Origin of the sequence: Ectothiorhodospira lacustris (assembly GCF_022227845.1) — a bacterium.
Lineage (GTDB): Bacteria > Pseudomonadota > Gammaproteobacteria > Ectothiorhodospirales > Ectothiorhodospiraceae > Ectothiorhodospira > Ectothiorhodospira lacustris.
This window is the reverse complement of sequence record NZ_JAJNQN010000004.1, coordinates 77,320-94,456: the sequence shown is the minus strand read 5'-3', so window position 1 is coordinate 94,456 and position 17,137 is coordinate 77,320. Positions and strand designations below refer to the sequence as shown.

The 17,137-nt window shown below is 63.8% G+C and carries 9 protein-coding genes and 2 pseudogenes; 1 reads left to right on the top strand and 10 read right to left on the bottom strand.

All coding sequences use genetic code 11. The annotated features are described in order from the left end of the window. Window positions 1-70 precede the first annotated feature (70 nt). From LQ956_RS04755 to LQ956_RS04740, 4 genes are all read right to left on the bottom strand, one after another. Window positions 71-2,374 carry an ABC transporter permease subunit gene (locus LQ956_RS04755; protein WP_238629608.1) on the bottom strand — a complete coding sequence of 768 codons (2,304 nt, stop codon included), beginning with the start codon at window positions 2,372-2,374 and terminating at the stop codon, window positions 71-73. A gap of 326 nt (window positions 2,375-2,700) precedes the next feature. After that, window positions 2,701-3,672, bottom strand: coding sequence for a PstS family phosphate ABC transporter substrate-binding protein (locus LQ956_RS04750; RefSeq protein WP_238621605.1), 972 nt, complete (start codon window positions 3,670-3,672; stop codon window positions 2,701-2,703). 150 nt (window positions 3,673-3,822) lie between these two features. Continuing rightward, complete coding sequence (locus LQ956_RS04745; protein ID WP_238621606.1) at window positions 3,823-5,193, bottom strand: YhjD/YihY/BrkB family envelope integrity protein; 1,371 nt, start codon at window positions 5,191-5,193, stop codon at window positions 3,823-3,825. Between the two features lie 87 nt (window positions 5,194-5,280). Continuing rightward, on the bottom strand, window positions 5,281-7,641 hold the full coding sequence (locus tag LQ956_RS04740; RefSeq protein ID WP_238629609.1) for a putative bifunctional diguanylate cyclase/phosphodiesterase: 2,361 nt from the start codon (window positions 7,639-7,641) through the stop codon (window positions 5,281-5,283). Between the two features lie 510 nt (window positions 7,642-8,151). Here LQ956_RS04740 and LQ956_RS04735 point away from each other — a divergent pair. Next, window positions 8,152-8,643: a peroxiredoxin gene (locus LQ956_RS04735; protein ID WP_238621608.1), complete on the top strand. Its 492-nt coding sequence runs from the start codon at window positions 8,152-8,154 to the stop codon at window positions 8,641-8,643. On the opposite strand, the gene LQ956_RS04730 is transcribed toward LQ956_RS04735, so the two are convergent. The 6 genes and pseudogenes from LQ956_RS04730 to mbhE all read right to left on the bottom strand — a co-directional run bounded on the left by LQ956_RS04730 (window position 8,589) and on the right by mbhE (window position 17,112). After that, window positions 8,589-11,045 (bottom strand): methyl-accepting chemotaxis protein, encoded by a 2,457-nt coding sequence (locus tag LQ956_RS04730; protein WP_238629610.1) that lies wholly within the window; start codon window positions 11,043-11,045, stop codon window positions 8,589-8,591. The two genes, LQ956_RS04735 and LQ956_RS04730, sit on opposite strands and share 55 nt — an antisense overlap. Window positions 11,046-11,114: 69 nt before the next feature. Next, window positions 11,115-12,842, bottom strand: a complete 1,728-nt coding sequence (locus LQ956_RS04725) for a complex I subunit 5 family protein (RefSeq protein ID WP_238621610.1) — start codon at window positions 12,840-12,842, stop codon at window positions 11,115-11,117. After that, window positions 12,839-14,380, bottom strand: coding sequence for a complex I subunit 5 family protein (locus tag LQ956_RS04720; RefSeq protein ID WP_238621611.1), 1,542 nt, complete (start codon window positions 14,378-14,380; stop codon window positions 12,839-12,841). The genes LQ956_RS04725 and LQ956_RS04720 overlap by 4 nt, the downstream gene beginning before the upstream one ends. Window position 14,381: 1 nt before the next feature. After that, window positions 14,382-15,836 carry a complex I subunit 5 family protein gene (locus LQ956_RS04715; protein ID WP_238629611.1) on the bottom strand — a complete coding sequence of 485 codons (1,455 nt, stop codon included), beginning with the start codon at window positions 15,834-15,836 and terminating at the stop codon, window positions 14,382-14,384. Window positions 15,837-15,840: 4 nt separating this feature from the next. Then, window positions 15,841-16,158: pseudogene (locus LQ956_RS04710) on the bottom strand (NADH-quinone oxidoreductase subunit K); the annotation flags it as partial. Then, window positions 16,148-17,112, bottom strand: a pseudogene (gene mbhE, locus LQ956_RS04705) (hydrogen gas-evolving membrane-bound hydrogenase subunit E). The pseudogenes LQ956_RS04710 and mbhE, both read right to left, overlap by 11 nt. Window positions 17,113-17,137: the final 25 nt, after the last annotated feature.

The window sequence follows — 17,137 nt, the reverse complement described above, 5'->3', positions numbered from 1 at the left end:
AGTCATTTGCTTGTTCCCGGCACGTTCCGGTCCAATTCCAGAAAAATCATCGTGTCATGCCCTCCCCGGCCTACAGGTTGCTGTAGCGCTGCCGCAGGCGCTGACGAATGATCTCGGCGGCCGTGTTCACCACGAAGGTGAGGATCAGCAGCACCAAGGCGGAGAAGAACAGGATGCGGTAGTGGGTGCTGCCCACCGCTGTCTCGGTCAACTCCACGGCAATGTTGGCCGACAGGGTGCGCATACCTTCAAAGATGTTGAAGTTGATCACCGGGCTGTTGCCGGTGGCCATCAGCACGATCATGGTCTCGCCCACGGCCCGGCCGAAGCCCATCATCACCGCAGCAAAGATACCGGGGCTGGCGGTGGGCAGGACCACGCCCACCACCGTCTGCCAGGGGGTGGCCCCCAGAGCCAGGGAACCCTGGGTCAGATGCTTGGGCACGTTGAACACCGCATCCTCGGCGATGGAGAAGATGGTGGGGATGACGGCAAAGCCCATGGCGATCCCCACCACCAAGGCATTGCGCTGGTCGTAGGTAATGCCTACCTCGGTGAGCCACTGGCGCATGCTGCCGTCAAAGAACATCACCTCCACCAGCGGGCTGGCGGCGATGGACAGCCAAGCCACCAGCAGGATCACCGGCACCAACACCAGGATCTCCATGCCCAGGGGCACGTACTGGCGTACCACCATGGGCATTCGGGTCCAGGCAAATCCCGCCACCAGCATGGCCAAGGGCATGAGTATCAGGATGCTGAACACTGCCGGCAGATGGGACTCGATGAACGGCGCCAGCCACAAGCCCGCCAGGAAACCCAGGATCACGGTGGGCAGCGCCTCCATGATCTCCACCGTGGGCTTGACCACGGTGCGCAGGTGCCGCTGCATGAAGTAGGCGGTATAGATGGCGCCCATGATGGCCAGGGGGGTGGCAAACAACATGGCGAAGAAGGCGGCCTTCAGGGTGCCCAGGGTCACCGGGATGAGGCTGAACTTGGGCTCGAAGTCGTCGGTGGCGCCGGAAGACTGCCAGATATAGTCCTTTTCGCTGCGTCCCTCGTACCACACCCTGCCCCACAGGGCCTGCAGGGAAGCCTGGGGATGGGGGTTGCGCAGGTTCATGTGCAACAGCCGGCCGCTGTCGTCCTCAATGAGCATGGCCCGATTCACCGGCGACAGGCCGATGCCCCGGATGGGGCCATCGGTCAAATGACGCTTGAGCAGGGTCCGGTGGGAAGTGGCGTAGTGGATGCCCAACACGCCGGAGGCATCCCCCACGTAGAACCCCTTGCGAGCCAATTCGGTGGCAATGGCAGTAATGGGGGCGGCATGGGGCTCGAACTCCCGCACCAGGGTCAGGTGGTGGCGGTTCTGTTCATCGCGCACCAGGAACCACTGGGAGACGGAACCATCGGAGCCACCGACGATGATGGACAGCGTACCCACCAGGAAGTCCATGGCGGTGATCTGGTGGCCTTCGGGAACCACCCGGCCGGAATCGGCCAAACGGGCATTGGCCGGCACGGAGATGTCGTAGTAATGGAGCTGCCCCAGGTCATCGGCCACGAACACACTGCGGTGATCGCCGGAGACCAGGATCTGCCGGGTGTTGCCGGGCGGCGATGGCAGCTGGAAGGAATCCCGACGCACATCCACCGCGCCGGTGAAGAGGTTGGTGGTGGAACGTACCCGGCTCATCAGCAGGCGGTTATCTTCGGTGAGGGCCGCAATCACATAACCCTGCGGTCCATCCTGGAGGGCGATCTGGGTCAGGGCTCGACCCTGCGGGTCCACCATGACAGGCTCATCCCCCAGGGGAAACTCCACCTTGGGAGCGATGTAACGCATATCATCCGGATAGCTCAGGTCATAGGCATGGCGACCGACGATGGCGCTGCCGTCGGACAGGCCGTAAGCGATCAGCCGCTGACGGGCCTCGCCATGAGCAAAGCTGGTGACGGCCACCCCTTCGGGGATGGGCATGGCCACCTGATTGCGGATGCGGCCATCGCCGGTTTCAAAGAAGGTAGCAATACCGCGGTCGGAAAAGCGCACCCCCAGTTCCTGATAGCGTTCCAAGGTCAGAAACAAGGTGTTGGCGTCGGCATCGCCGGGAAGCTGGTAGGAGCTCTCGACGGAGACATCCGCCGGCACCAGCAACGGAAAGACCTCGTAGAAGAGATAGACGAAGATCAGGCCCAGGGCAAACACCACCCCGATCCCGCCGGCACCCACGCCGTAGCGGGACACACCGTCCTTGAAGTAGCGCCACTTGCGCAGGCGTGCACGTTTTTCACCGCTGGGGAGCAGCGTGGTCAAGTCTGACGACCTGCCGTCCTTGCCCGGGGCTGTGATAAATGCGTCAGTCATGGGGTAATCGCCGTCCGAAGAGATTCTGGGGAGCGGATGGACTGGTCCGATCCGGATTGCTCGATGCGCGCACGGTAACCCATGAAAGTGACATTACGGTTACGGATTGTCATATTTCATGAAAGGCGCGCATGTCGTCATCCCCGCGAAACACGTGCCGTCATTCCCGCGAAGCACATGTCGTCATTCCCGCGAAAGCGGGAATCCAGTCATGGACTGAAAGGCCTGGACTCCCGCGCGCGGGGGTGACGGCAGAGAGGCACAAAAAAAAACCGGCCCTGGCGATATGTCGACAGGGCCGGCTGAACTCATGACATAAGGACTGCTTATTTCACGCCGACGCGCTCACGCACCTGGGCGGCCACGGTGGCCGGCAGGGGAATGAAGCCGTCCCGTACCACCACTTCCTGGCCCTGCTTGGACAGGACAAGCTTCACAAACTCGTTTTCCAGCGGGGCCATGCCACGGTTGGGGTGGGAATTCACATAGACCAGTAGCTGACGGGCCAGCGGGTAGTCCCCGGTAGCGGCATTTTCAGCGGTGGGCTCGAAGAACCCGCTTTCATCCTTGCCGATGGCAATGGCACGCACGCCGGCGGTCTGATAACCGATGCCGGAGTAGCCGATGCCATTGATGGACTCGGTCACGCCCTGGACCACGGAAGCGGAACCGGGTTGCTCGTTGATGCTGGGCTTGAAGTCACCGCCACAGAGGGCGAACTCACGGAAGAAACCGTAGGTGCCGGAGACGGCGTTGCGGCTGTAGAGGGTAAAGTCACGGTTGGCCCAGGCGCCGGTCAGACCCAGCTGGCCCCAGCGGGTGATGTCTTCGGGATGGCCGCAGCGGCGCGTGGCGGAGAACACGGCATCCACCTGGGGAATGGACATGCCCTGAATGGGGTTATCCTTGTTCACGAACACCGCCACCATGTCGATGGCCACACCCACTTCCGTGGGCGGATAGCCATGGGCCTGTTCGAAGGCCTGGATCTCAGAGGAACGCATGGCGCGGCTCATGGGACCGAAGTTGGCGGTACCCTGGGTGACGGCCGGCGGGGCGGTGCCGGAGCCGGCGCCCTGGATCTGGATGTTGACGTTGGGATAGAAGCGGCTGAACTCCTCGGCCCAAAGGGTCATGAGGTTGTTCAAGGTATCGGAGCCGATGGAGGACAGATTGCCCGAGATGCCGGAGACGCGCTGGTAGTCGGGCAGGTTGGGGTCGACGCGATCCGCCATGGCGGGCGCAGAAACCATCAGGGCCGCGGCCACGCCGGCGACAAGGGCCTTCTTCAGGTTCATCATTGATTTCCTCTGGACAGGGGTGTGCGTGTGTCCTGCATCCCACAAGGAGAAGCAGTCTTGACACGGGTGAGTATGGGAACCTGCAGTGTCAGGCTTGTGAAGGGATTGTGACAATTTGGTGACACCCCCTTCGCGGCCCGTGGTCCTCTACTGCTTCGAATGCCCTGAACCGGTCTGCGTCTCTCCCGGGGCCGGCATCTCATCGGTCACCAGCGCCTTCAGGGTCATCCCACCCATAAGCGCCTGCAGCGTTTCGTCACGCTGGCTCAGCACCTGATCCACACGCCGGTCCTCGCCGGGCGACCCCTCGTCCAGCAATGAGCTGCCGTAGCCCCGCACCGAATCCAGGATCTCCTTCAGATTGATGCGTTCCAGATCCCGTCCAGGCACATAGGCGGCGGCTCCCCTCCCCGCCGCCACCAGCAGCCCCCCCTGCTTCAAGGCCTCCAGTACCGGCTCCAGCCCCTCTTCCGGCAGGTTGAACGCCCGGGCCATCGCCGTCGTGGGCGTCGGCCCCTCCCCCTGATAGAACCGCTCTGCGGTCAGACGCATCACCCGTAGCGCCAGGCGTTCCTGAAAATCTCCCGATAGCCTCACCGACGCACCATGAGCCAGATGCAGATACCCGGGATTCTGCACGTAGAAAGCCACATGAGAACCCACCAACAGGATCAGCCAGTTCAGATACAGCCAGAACAGCGCCATGATGACGATGGCAAACCCGGAATAGATGGCATCGTAGTTGGTGGAGCCGGTCATCATGGCCGCAAAGCCCCACCCGGTGGTCTGCCACAGCAACGCGGCCACAAATGCCCCCACCAGGGCCGGCACCGGTTTCACGCGGGTATTGGGCACGAAGACATAGATGAAGGCGAAGGCCATCGTCACCAGCAGGTAAGGCACCAAGTGGCTGAACAACGCCACCGACTCCCCCACCAGGCCATAGTCCATGGCCTTCTGCACCGTATCGGCGGCCATCACCGAGGCCGTGATACCTAGGGCAGAGAAGATCAGCACCGGCCCCACCAGGATCACGCTCAGGTAATTGGAAAAGCGCTGGGTAAAATTGCGTGGACTGGTCACATGCCAGATGTAGTTGAAGGCCGTCTCCACCTTCTGGACCAGACCGATCACGGTAAAGAAGAGGAAGATCAGGCCGATGAATCCCAGCACCCCCACTCGCATGTTCTCGACAAAGACCACGATGTTGGTGACGATTTCTTCCCCCTGCTCACCCAGGGGCTCCAGGACCGTCAGCAGGAACGGCTCCACTGCGTTGTGAGCCCCGAAGGCCTTGAGCACGGAAAATGAAAGGGCCAGCAACGGTACCACCGACAGCAGGCTGGTGTAGACCAGGCTCATGGCATGCAGGTTGAGCTGTCCGGCGGAGACCTCCCGACCGATACTCATGGCCGCCCGCGCCGCACCCACTGCCCGGGCCTGGCGCCGGGGCATGCGCCGCAGATCGCCATGTTCCACCAGTTTTCTCAGGTGCTCGGGATATTCCGCGATTCTCAACTATCGGCTCCTTTGCAGAGTACGCATGGTGCCATGATAGGCCCTGCGGAAACAGGCTGTCACATTCGCGATAAGGTCCCATAAGCCTTAAACCGTCTCACAAGGCGCCGACCCGTCGGTGATCCGGGTATTTCGAGCATCATTTGCGGGGAGTCCGGCCACCAGGTCTAGCATTTCCATCACCAGCTCATCGGCCTCGACCGCGGGTGAAAACAGCCATCCCTGAAAACGATGACAGCCCATGTCCCGGAGCAGGCGAAACTGCTCCGACGTCTCCACGCCTTCCGCCACCACCGTCAACCCCAGCGCGCGGGACAGGGCCAGAATCATGGCGCAGATCTGACGATCCCCCTCGTTTTGGGCAATGTCGCGCACAAAGGCCTTGTCAATCTTCAATTCGCTCACCGGCAATTTCTTGAGCTTGACCAGGGATGACTGCCCGGTGCCGAAATCATCAATGGACAGACCAAAGCCGGCCGCCCGCAAGGCCACCACGGTGGGGATGACCTCGTCATCAAGCATTTCCGATTCAGTCACCTCCAGCATGATGACATCCGGGGATACACCTTCCTCCCGGGCGATGGCCACCAGTTGCCGGGTAAAATCCTGCCCTCGCAGCTGTATTGCCGAAATATTGATGGACACGGCATTGACTGCCACGCCACCCCGCCGCCAGCACCCCAGTTGACGGCAGACGGAACGGAACACCCATTCCCCGATGGGCACGATCAGTCCATTGGATTCCGCCAAGGGAATGAAATCCTCCGGGGAGACAGATTGATCATCCACAGTCCAGCGCAACAACGCCTCTGCGCCCACAAGCCGTCCGGACGCGTCCATCTGCGGCTGATACAGGACATGGAACTGCCCTTCCGGCAGGGCACGATGCAGCAGGCTACCCAATTCCAGCCGCTTGCGGGCAATGAGCGTGTACTCTTCCAGGTAGAAACGATAGCTGTTGCGACCGCTGGACTTCACCTGATTCAGCGCCAGATCCGCGTTACGAATCAGTTCCACCACCGTGGCCGCATCATCCGGATACAGACTGATGCCGATGCTTGCAGTGGCAAAATGCGGATCAATCTCGCTTTCCAGCCATGGTTGGGAAAAGGATTGCAGAATCTTCTCCGCCAGTCGGGCGGCCTCCGTTCTGGAGCGACACTGTTCCACCAGGATCATGAACTCGTCTCCCCCCATGCGGGCCAGGGTACAGCGACTATCCAACGCGCCACAGATTCTGGCGGATGCCTCGCACAATAGCGCGTCCCCGGTGCGGTGACCGTAGATGTCGTTGATCTGCTTGAAATGATCCAGATCCACCAACATGAAGGCCATCCGATCATGGCGTCGAGCCGCCATCTGCAAGGCGTGTTCCATCTGGTTCTCGAAGAACAGCCGGTTGGGCAGATGGGTCAGGGCATCATAATGAGCCAGCCGGAACATCTGCTCCTGATTCTGCAAAACGGCCTTTTCCGCCTGCCGCAGGCGCTCCAGCACCTCCAGCATGTGGGTCTGGCGCACCCCCACCAGCAGCAGCGTCAGCAAACAGCAGACGAAAATGATGCCTCGCTCAAATCCCGCCTCAGTCAAGGCATAAAAGAAGTGGAACAGCAGCGCCAGGGCCAGCAACATGGCAAGCAGGGGCACATGATTCATGACCCTTTCACAGGCATTCAGATATCCCGGCTCCCGTCGAACCTCGATTCGCCAGAAACGGGCACCCAGGCCCAGCAACAGGGCGCTGACTCCAAAGGCAATGTTGAACATCATGCCTGCCTGCAGCTCACCGTCCAGAACCATCAGATTCCACTGCATCCAGGTTATCCCATAGGCGGTGATACCGACCATCAACAGCAGATGTGCCGGCGCCATGCGTAGGGCCATGCCGGGGATCATCAACAGGGCAAAGAAGGCGGCACTGAGAAAGCTGACCGGATAGAAGACCAGCACCAGCAGGGCAATCAGGGAAATTTCCTCTCCATGGGGGACATAGAGCGTAAGCACCAGCGCCAGCAGGGCAAATACCATTCCGCAGATGTCCAGCATCGCGGAATGGAAACGGTCCGCGGGCAAATGCAGTTTCAATGCGCGCATCAGTCCGATCATCCAGAGGGGACCTACCGCCAGAAACAGGGCATCGGCCGGGGAGGGGAAAGGATTCCAGCCGGCAAGCACCTGCAGATTCCAGACCAGCTGACCGATCAGCAGCAGTCCTGCCCCCAGTACGATCCAGAACAGCACACCGGCATCGTTTGCGGGTGCCAGTTGCATGCCCCGCCATGCCAGGGCCAGAGACAGGGCAAAGGCGGAAGTCCAATGGAGTATGTCCAGAATCACTACCCTGGCGCCGCCTTCAAGCAACCATGCGGCCAGGCCGAGCAGAAAGGTGATCAGCACCCAGAGCCCGAACAGGGTCGGTTCCACCGGGCTGACAATCTGCTGCCGCATTACCGACATAAACCATCTCGCTCACGCATGATCATGGAACAACAGGGGCCATTGCAGACCTCAAGGAAATACTCGACAAGTCGTCCAGCGTCACTCTCGCGAGCGCGGGAGTCAAAAGCGTATAAATCCGGGCCTGGATTCCCGCCTGCGCGGGAATGACGGCATTTTCCCGGTACAGACGCCGGGAGGTGCTAACCGGGGTCCCACCCGTACTGGAATGACTCATGCGGAGCGACATCGACACACCGCCACCGTCACTCCCGCGAACGCGGGAGTCAAGATTTGGCGGATCTTGCCGGTAAGCCGCAGCAGACATCACGCCCGCGAATGCGGGAGTCAAGAACCTTTCAGCCTGGAACCGAATTTCCACCGGCAAGGGAACGGCCCATTCCGAACAACTTTACATACGTTGGACATGATCAGGTTGTAGCACAATCCAATGAATACTTATCCATTTGCGCAACGAGCCGCTACACTGCCCCACCCGGATCGATTCAAGGAGCCCCCGTCATGCCCATCCAGGTCGGCGATCAGATCCCCGAGATCACCCTGCGCGTGATGACGCCGGCAGGCGATCATCCCATCACCACGACGGAACTCTTCAGCGGCTACCGTAGCGCCCTGTTCGCCGTCCCCGGCGCCTTCACCCCCGCCTGCTCCGGTGTCCATCTGCCCGGATTCATCCACAAGGCGGAGCAGCTGCGTGCCGCCGGCATCGAGCGCCTGCTGTGCCTGGCGGTGAACGACATCTTTGTCCTTGATGCCTGGGCCGATATTCATGCGGTGGGCGACCGGATCATGATGGTCTCCGACGGCAATGCGGACTTCACCCGGGCGGTGGGGCTGGAATCCGATGCCACCGGCAGTCAGATGGGGGTCCGCTCCCGACGCTATGCCATGATCGTGGACAACGGCCGGGTGGAATGGATCGGCGTGGACAAGCCCCGTCAGGTGGTGGAAAGTGCCGCCGATGCCGTCCTCAAGGCCCTCGGCCGGGACTGATGGATCGGCGCCGCCACCGGCGGGGCGGACGATGCCTGGGGCGACGCCCCGTGGGGCGATGAAATTCTGAAGCATCCCGCCGCCTGATCCAGCTCCGCCGCCACCTGTTTCTGCTCCCGGGCCGCCACAGCCTGTTCCGCCATGGCCCGCTCGGTCTGGTTGGCCTCCCGCAGCAAAACCTCCAGACGCCGACGCATGCTCAAGGTCTTGCCGCGCTGGACGTCGGTATCCCCGGATACCTGTTCGGTCACATGCCGGATGGCCTCCACCGCCTGCCCGATGGATACCAGCGCCGTCACCGCCTCGCCGGTCTCGGTCACACAGCGCTCGGCGGTCTGCCGCTCGTTTTCCATGGCATCCACCACTTCCCGCATGTTGCCATGCAAACGCTCCACCATGCCCTGGATGCGCCCCGTGGCCTCACGGGTATCGGCGGCCAGACCGCGCACCTGTTCCGCCACCACGGCAAAGCCACGCCCCTGATCTCCTGCCCGGGCCGCTTCGATGGCCGCGTTCAGGGCCAGCAGATTGGTCTGTTCGGCAATCTTGCGGATGGTGGTAAGCACGGAATCGATATCCCCGGCAGCCACCTGCAGTGACTGAAGATGCGCGCTGGACTCGGTGACCTGCCGGGCCAGTTCATCCATCAGTCCGGCCACGTCCCGTACCTGGGCCTGGCCACCATCCGCCAGCCATGTGGCCGACGAGGCCGATTCGGCAACCTGTTGCATCTGCTCGACGATGCGATCCGTGGCGGATTCCATGGCGGTGGCCTCCGCGTCCAGCGCATCCAGGGCGCCCCGCTGATCGTGCACGGAGGACAGACACTGCTCGCTGGTGGCGGCATTGCCATCCGCCAGGGCGGCGGTACGCCCGGATCGGGTGACGATACCGCCCACGAATGACTCCAATTCGCGGAACAGACCATCCAGGGCGGTGGCGATCATGCCGATCTCATCCCGGCGACCATTGGCGAAACGCCGGGTCAGATCCTGGTGAGAGGCGGCTTCGCCGATGTTGCGAGCCAGTTCCCCCAGCGGGCGGCTGATGAGACGGGCGAACCACCAGGAAGCCAATGCCGCCAACAGGGACAAAAGGATCACCCCGGTGACCGCACCGACTGTCAGGTCCCGCCGCATTTGCGCCAGTGGCGCCATGATTTCCAGGGGGGCCTGCTGGGTCACCAGGGCAAAGCGATGGCCCGCGATCTCCAGGGGTGTCCAGGCCATGAACATGTCCCGTCCCAGATAATCCTTATCAAGGCCCATGCCGCTCTGCCCCGCAAGCGCGGCGCGGATCGACTGATTGTCGAGGGTCAGATGACCGGCGATGCGACCCAGTCCGGCCGTCCGCTGGAAATCGGGCAGTGCGGCGGGGCGAACGGCACTTAGCCGGTGCAGGAAGCCTGATTGATCCTCCAGCATGGGCCGCAGTTCGGTCACCAGGCGATGCCGGTCATCCACCAGATAGGACTCCCCCGTAGCCCCCAGCCCGGCCTGCACCCAGCCGCCGGCATTGGTCATGATCTGGGTGAAGCGCTCCGCGGGGATCTCGGCCACCAGCATGCCCAGGGGACGCTCGGGACTGTAGATGGCATGGAAGACCGGCACGCCGATGAAGACCACCGGTTCGTTAAAGCGGCCCGTGAAATCTTCGAAGGGGCTCATGCGAAAACCGTCCGCGCCCCGGTTCTCCATCATCTCCCGGGCCAACGCGCCCAGGGCGCTGTCCGCAAAAGGCCCCTGCCGCAGAGAGGTGCCGAAGACGGGTCCCTTGGTCACCGAATAGATCACCGCCAAGGACTGGGCGTCGATGAGCATGAGATCATTAAAGCCCAGACGTTCGAGGGTGTCCCGCAGGGTCTGGTGGTAGCGCATGTGCTGCTGCCCATAGATGCTGCCGTCACGGCGATCCACCAAGGCCTTCAGGTCTTCCGGATCGTGAGGATTGTCCGCCACATAGTAACGCTGAATCAGCAGGGCCTCGTGGGGCATCGCCTCCAGCCAATCTCCCAGCGGTGCGGTATGCCCCCCGGTGCGGGCCGCGTACAGGGGGGCATACCGGGTCTCATACCACTGATTCACCTGCTGTCGTAGCTGGTCCGTGGATCCGCCCTCGACCTCATATCGATAGGAGACAAAGGGACGGATAAAACCATAGACCGCATCCTGAACCAGCCGCCCGTGGGCCAGGGTCTGCAGTAAGTTTTCCAGCCCCCGCATCTCGTCCAGCAACCGAGACTGACGGCCATCGGCCACCGCCTGGAATTGTTGACCAATGGCATGCTCGATCACCTCGGTGGCACTACGGTCGGCCACATGGCTCGTGGTGACGGCGGACAACAGCACGGCCAGGCCGGTGAGCACGGTGGCTCCGACCATCAATCGGATCGTGATTTTCATGGATCACCAGGAACGGGGCTTGAGCATGACGGAGGAAACTGTCAAAAACCCCGACAGATTAAAGGCCATTCATGACGAGACCATGACGGCCCCCAGATAGAGCACCGCCAGCACCGCCAGCACCAATCCGACAAACATCAGCCCCAGGGTCTCCCAGCGCAGCAGCAACCGCTCCCCATGGGCCACCCGGTCCAGCCAGGCGGCCCAGAGCCGCGGCAATCCATCCACCAGGCAGCGGGACAGTCTCCCGCCCGGCATCCGCCAGAACACCGAGGTGCGGCGAATCCACTGCAGCACCGCCTGACCGCCCCACTCCAGCGGCACCCACAGATCCCCCTCGGGTATCAAGCGGGGCATGGTCCCGCCCCAGAGACGAGCCAGCAGCACACCGCTGCCGCCGATCAACAGTCCCAAACCCATGGGCCAGGCCACCGCCAGCACATGATCGGGGGTCAGGGCCTTGAACGCGCCTTCCGGTGCCAGAGCCCAGGGCAGGAGTACCGTGCCCAGTACCAGCACCAGACAGGGCAGCCAGAGGAATACCGACACCGGACGAGGCTCGCGCGCGCCACCGGCGGCCAGCACCCAGAACCGCAGCATCAGCAGCAGGGTGCCGGCCGCCGCCGTGGACAGCAACAGGGTCACCAGGGACAGATCCACGGGCGCATCGTACAGGGGCGCCTTGAGCAGAATCTTGGCCACGGCGCCACTGGTCAGGGGCATCCCCGCCAGCGCCAGTCCCGGCAGCAGCAACCAGGCCAGTGCCGCCGGTCGCCCCACCCGCTGGGCAATACCCACCCCCAGGAACAGAGCGGCCTTGGCGATGCCATGGTGCAGGGCGTAGATCACCAGTGCCGATATCAGCGCGGGCGCCAGAGCCGGGTGGGCTATCGCCACCCCCAGTCCCGCCGTCATCAGCCCCATCTGACTGATACTGGAATAAGCCAGCACGGTCTTCGCCCGATACTGGAAAACCCCCGCCGCTACCCCGTAGCCGGCCCCCACCAGGCCCAACACTACCAGGATCGTACCCAGGGCTTCCGGCGCACTGCCCGGCGGTAGCAGGCGCATCCAACCCAGCAGGCCCGCCTTGATCATGGCCCCGGAAAGTACCGCACTGGCGGGGGTGGGCGCAGCCGGATGGGCCAGGGGCAGCCAGACATGCAGGGGGACCAGCCCGGCCTTCACCCCCAGACCGATCACCAGCAGGGCCACGGCCATCGCATCCGGCGGCTGCTCCCAGACCCGCACCATGCCATGTCCGCCGGCATCGTGTACCAACAGGATCAGTCCTGTGAACAGGGCCACCTCGCCGGCCACGGCCATGCCCAGATAGACCCAACCCGCCCGCCAGGACTCGAAGCGCTGGTCATGCACCACCAGCCCCATGGCGGCCAGGCTCATGAGGGCAAAGCTGGTATAGAAAAAGACCACGTCCGCCGCCACCACCAGCCCCAGGTTGCCCGCCATGGCCAACAGGAAGAAGGCATGGAAACGCACCCTGGCCGGACCCGCCCCGAGATACCCCTGGGCGTAGACGGCAGCCGCCCCCCACAGCAGGGCGGTGAGCAGCAAAAAGCCCCGCCCCACCGGGTCCAGGGCCAGCTCCGTACCCACCAGCAGCCAGGGATAGAAGGCCCAGGCACCATCCGGCAACCATACCAGGCCTGCCAGGGCCGGCAACACCGCCAGCGGGGTCAGGCGCCAGAGATGCCGCCCCAGGCCCGGCAGGGCCATCGCCAGCACCAGCAGCAGCGGGGTTGCAGGGATCAGGATCAGCCACAGTTGCGGGGTCATGGCGTCTCCCATTCGAAGATGGCGCTCCAGATGTGGTCGTAGCCGTACTCGAATTCCACGATAAAGGTCACCCAGTACAGGGGGCTGATGGTCAGGGAGGCCAGCAGTCCCATACCCAGCGCCATGGTGGCCACCGCCACCGTGGGCAGCAGCAACATCCAGTGCGTCTCAAGTCGCCCGCCCCCATGGCGCTCATCGGGCCAGGGACCCTCCCGGCGACTGAACCAGCCCCGCAGGATCGGCGGCAGGAAATACAGGGCATTGAGCAGACTGCTGACCACCAGCACGACGGTCACCCAGGCCAGCCCCGCCTCCAGGGCACCCAGGCCCAGGTACCATTTACTGATGAACCCAGCCAGCGGCGGAATGCCGATCATGCCCAGGGCCGCCAGGGTGAAGGCGGTCATGGTCCAGGGCATGCGCCGACCCACCCCGCGCATCTCGTCCACTCGGTGGATACCCAGGGTCTCGGCAAAATTACCGGCGCAGAAGAACAGGGTGATCTTCATCACCCCCTGATGGACCAGATGCACCAGTCCGCCCACGGCCCCGATGGGTCCGGCCAGGGCTACCCCGAGGATGATGTAGGACACCTGGCTGATGGTGGAAAAGGCCAGTCGCTGCTTGAGATCCTCGGCGAACACCGCCCGTACCGAGCCGTAAATGATGGTCAGGACGGCCAGCAGCAGCAACGGCAACGTCACCCCCAGATCCGCCGCCAGGTCTACCCCGTAGACGTCGTTGAGTACCCGCACGATACCGAAAGCCCCGGCCTTGACCACGGCCACCGCGTGCAGCAGGGCACTCACCGGCGCCGGCGCCACCATGGCACGGGGCAACCAGCTATGCAGGGGCAGCAGGGCCGCCTTGACTCCGAACCCGGCCATCAGCATGGCAAAGATCATGATCAGGACCGGACCATGGTCGGCACTCAGGTCCCGCAGGTAACCGCCGGCGGCAAAGGGCTCGGAACCGGCCAGCAGGGTCAGCCAGACCACGGCCCCCAGCAGCACCGCCCCCCCGAGGAGGGTGTAGGCCAGATAGACGCGCCCGGCCCGGAAGGACTCCGCCGTACCCCGGTGTACCACCAGGGGCCAGGTGGCCAAAGTCAGGATTTCATAGAAAATCAGCAGGGTGATGAGGTTGCCGGAGAAGGCGATCCCCACCGTGGCACTCACGCACAGACTGAAGAAGCCGAAGAATCGGCTGCGGTTGGGCGAGTCCTCCAGGTAGCCGATGGCATAGATGGTGGTGACCAGCCAGAGCACCGCCGAGAGGGTGGCAAACAGCAGGGACAGGGCATCCGCCGCCAGCACCAGGTCGATTCCCGGCAACAGATTCACACTCAGGCTGTAGGTCTTGCCGTCCCGGTATACCCCCACCAGCAACGCGATGATCAGCAGGAATTTGAGGCTGGCGCCCCCCAGGTTAAGGGCCGTGCGCAGGGCGAACTGCTGCTCCTTCAGGAAGAAGATGGCCACCCCGGGCAGCAGGGAGCTCAGGAGAATCAGCAGCAGCATGTGTCCCCCCGTCTCCATCTCAGCCCCCTCCCCCGGTCAGGGTCCGGGTCAGCAACGACAGGACCGGGGTGCCGGCAAAGCCCAGGCCGATAGTCAACAGGGCCAGGGCCAGGGGCACCCATTCCATCACCGCGGGCAGGGGCTGCCCCGGGTCCGCAGGACCCGGCTGGAAGGCCGGTCCCAGCAACCGGAACACGTAGGCACCGGCCAGGAGGCCTCCGCCCAGGACCATCAGGACCCAGATCCAAAGACCGGCTTCAAGGGCGGTCTGTACCAGCAGCCATTTAGCGATGAAACCACCGGTGAAAGGCAGTCCCACCAGGCTGGCCCCGGCGATCCCCAGTGCAAAGCTGGTTTTGAGGCGGCCGCGCATCACAGCGCCCAGATCCGCCAACCGGTCATGTCCAGCCGCCCGTTGCAGGGTCCCGGCGGCCAGGAACACGGCGGCCTTGGCCACCCCATGAGCGACCGCAAAGAAAACCACCGCCTTCCAGCCGTCCGGGAACGCCCGGAGAAACGGAAACAGTAGAAACAGATAGCCCACCTGGGCCACCGTAGAATAGGCCACCACCTGCTTGAGCCGGGATGCCCGCAGGGCCATGAGGCCACCCCAGAGCACCGCACCCATGGCCAGGGCTCCCATCAGCATGTCCAGCCCCGGCAGGGGCAACGCCGGGAAGACCGTCAGCCACAGGCGCAGCATGAGGTAGAAGGACACTTTGACCACCAGGGCCGAGAGGGCTGCGCTGACCGGCGCCGGGGCACTGCCGTGGGCGGGGGGCAGCCAGACATGCAGCGGAAACAGGGCCGATTTGGCCATCAGACCCACGGTCATCAGGGCCGCCGCCAGCATGGGGGCCGCCGACAGGGCCACCTGCGCGCCCAGCCCCTGCAGATCCAGCACCCCGTAAGACCCGTAGAGCAGGGCCACCCCCATCAGATAGGCCATGGAGCCGAGCAGACTCACCAGCAGGTAACGCATGGCCGCCACCAGGGGGGCGGCGCCACCGGCCAGGGCCACCAGGGCCACCGAAGCCAGCACCACCAACTCCAGGGTGACATAGAGGTTGAACACATCCCCGGACAGATAGAGGGCATTCATGGCCGCCCACAGCCACAGCCAGAGGATCCAGAACCAGCGCCCCCCTGTCTCCCCGGTCAGGTAGCCCAGGGCGTAGAGACTGATGGCCAGGCCCACCCCCGCGGTCATCAACAGCATCAGACTCGCCAGGCCGTCCGCCACCAGGGCGATACCCAGCGGCGGCACCCATCCCCCCAGATAAAGGACCATGGGGCCATGGGCATGGACCTGCAGCGCCAGCAACAGGGCCATCGGCAGGGTGAGCAGCCCCGTCAGCAGGCCCCACCACCGTGCCGCGGCGGGCCACAGTCCCGCCAGCAAAGCCCCCGCCAGGGGCAGGATCACCAACCAGGGCGCCAGGGCCATGTCCGCCATGACATCCATCCAGGGCATCTCAGTCCTCCGGCCCGGACAGGGGTAGCCGTGCCAGACCGGTGGCCGCTTTCACCTTGAGCATGAGCACCAGGGCCACGGCGGTGGCACTGACCGCCACCACGATGCCGGTGATGACCAGGGCGTGGGGCACCGGATCAATGCCCCCCTCCCCCCGGGCGGCCACACCCAGCAGGAGCATGAAGACCCCGGAACCCATGATGTTGACGGCGAGGATCTTCAACAGCAGGTGACGGCGCACCACCAGGGCATGCAGCCCGAGCACGAACAGCAGCACGCCGCAGAGCAGATAGATCTGGGGGCTGATGACGTCAACGGTCATGCCGCACCTTGCGGGACCGCCCCCCCAGAAACAGCAGCACCAGGGTCAGGGCAATGGACACGGCGGCGGCCAATTCGATGCCCAGGATCAGGTGATAGGCCCAGGCCGGGGGATAGCCCATGAAACCATGGCCGGCCAGCAGACCTGCGGTACCCACCGCCAGGAAGGCAAACACCCCCAGGGACAGCCCCAGGCGCTGCAGCAGCGCGGGCGGCATGGGCATTTCACGAGGAAGAGACAGCATCAGCATCACCCCGGCGGCCCCCAGCACGGCGCCGCCTTGAAAGGCACCGCCGCTGTCGCTGCTGCCCACCCAGACCAGGTAGCCACCGGTGACCACCGCCACCGGGATCAGGTGACGCAGGGTGCCGTGCATCACCGGCCCCTGCACCGGCCGGGCCGGAATCGGATCACGGCGCCCCAGGGACCAGATCGACAGCACCGCCAGCATCAGCACCGCCAGTTCCAGAAAGGTGTCATAGCCGCGAAAGTTGAGCAGTACCGCCGTGACCGGATGTCCGACGCCGGCCTGATCCATGGCCTGAGCCACCGGTCCGGCCAGCCCCGGCTGTGGCGGCAGATCCAGCACGACGACGATGAGCAGGCCGGCCAGGGCCAGGCTCATCAGCAGCGCCGGGGAGAGAGCAAATCGCCGCCGGATCAAGTGTTCTTCCCTTCCCGACGGGATCGGTTTTCCAACCGTCGCAAACGACCCAGGGCCACCAGCAGCAGGGCACCGGTGACACCGGCGCCGATAGCGGCCTCGGCCAAGGCCACATCGGGGGCGGCAAGGCGCACCCAGGCCAGGGAAAGCAGCAATCCGAAGGCGATGAACAGGACCACGGACCGGAACAGATCCCGGCCCGCCAGCAGACGCCAGGCCACCCCCAGCAGGGTGAGGGCCAGCAGGACATCAAAACCGATCAAAAGCCAGGTGGTGATCTCGTCAGGCATCGCGTGGTTTTGCATGATGGATGAA